This window comes from Psychroserpens sp. SPM9 (assembly GCF_025153525.1).
In the GTDB taxonomy this organism is placed as follows: Bacteria; Bacteroidota; Bacteroidia; order Flavobacteriales; family Flavobacteriaceae; genus Psychroserpens.
The window spans coordinates 1-1,356 of the sequence record NZ_JANZNR010000029.1; the positions used below are offsets into that span (position 1 = coordinate 1).

The 1,356-nt window shown below is 32.2% G+C and carries 2 protein-coding genes; both read right to left on the reverse strand.

What is annotated here, in order from left to right:
• Positions 1-49: 49 nt before the first annotated feature.
• The gene (locus N4270_RS17050) at positions 50-916 is read right to left on the reverse strand and encodes an IS3 family transposase (protein ID WP_260098560.1); all 867 of its coding nucleotides are present in this window, start codon (positions 914-916) and stop codon (positions 50-52) included.
• On the reverse strand, positions 913-1,302 hold the full coding sequence (locus tag N4270_RS17055; protein ID WP_260098561.1) for a helix-turn-helix domain-containing protein: 390 nt from the start codon (positions 1,300-1,302) through the stop codon (positions 913-915). The genes N4270_RS17050 and N4270_RS17055 overlap by 4 nt, the downstream gene beginning before the upstream one ends.
• Between the last annotated feature and the right edge of the window lie 54 nt (positions 1,303-1,356).

The following is a 1,356-nucleotide window of genomic DNA, read 5'->3' on the forward strand; positions in this document are numbered from 1 at the left end:
TGTATTATACTGAAATAGGTTGACCTTTTTTTGGTTCATTTTTCGTCAATTAAAAGGTCAAATATTCTAAATTTTGTTTGTTCTTTTTGTAGGAACAGTATTTTACATTTTGGTTAAGATGAACAAAAGCAGGCGTGTTTAATTTTAAGCTAAAATGTGTTCTTTTGTTGTTATAAATGCTCACAGCTCTTTTTATCATCTTGTTAGCTAAAGTACTATTTTTTATGGTTTGTTTGAGTCCGTACTCGTATTTTAATGTTCTATTGATTCGTTCAGCTACTGCATTTTCATAAGGGTCATACTGTTGTGTCATTGATAGTGTTATATTGTTTTGTTCAGCAAACTGGGTATATGCTGGATTACAGTATTGAATTCCACGATCCGAATGATGTATTAGTTTTTCATTAGGATATTTACGATTTTTAATGGCCATAGCGAGTGCATCTATGCAAAGAGATGTTTTCATATGTGATGCAAATTTATAGCCCATAATCTTCTTAGAATAGGCATCAGTAACCAGTGCCAAATAACAGTGTTTATTTTCTGTTTTGATATAGGTGATATCGCTTACCCAAAGCTGTTCAGATCGAGTAGGAGCCTTGTCTTTTACCAGGTTATCATATTTATAAAAATGATGTTTAGAATTAGTTGTTATAAAATACCTTTTGGTTTTTGGAACTAAGAGGTTGTAAGCTCTTAATAGTTTATAAAACTTGTCTCTTCCCATTTTTATTCCAAGAGCTTCCATTTTAGGTTTAAGATTGTCATGGAGCTTAATGCCACCGGTTCTTTGTCCGACTTCATCTCTATAATCCTTAATCATTTGAATTACGATTTGGTCATTGTTTACTTTGGTTCTGTGTGATTTCAAGCGTTTATAGAAGGCTTGTTTACTAATCCCAAAACATTGGATCAACCATTTTCTTTTAAACGGTCTTGTTTCTTTTTTTCGATCTCGTCTGCTAATGTTTTGGGCAATGACTTTTTTGACATATCGACACCTGTAATGAGTTCCATGTCAGCAATAATGTCTTGTTGGAAGTCTTTTACGAATTCCAGTTCTTCGATACGTTGCTTAAGTTTTTTGATTTCGTCTTTCTTGCTCATACCAAGTTTCTTTTGTTCTAAGGTACTATATTTTTTTAACCAGTAATCAATAGAAGATCTAGAGACTTGATATTTTTCTGAAGCATGATTCACGGATATCTGTCCGTTTTGAATCTGATCTATGATTAAAAGTTTTAAATCGAAACCTACTTTTTTGTAGGAATTTTTTCGGCAGTGTTGTTTTTTGTCTTTCATTAGGTATGTTGCTAAAAGGTTTAATTTTTAGTCAACCTATTTCAGGAAAGTACG

Coding starts and splice junctions, on each gene's coding strand:
- N4270_RS17055 (WP_260098561.1), bottom strand. CDS start 1,302: ATGAAAGACAAAAAACAACACTGCCGAAAAAATTCCTACAAAAAAGTA.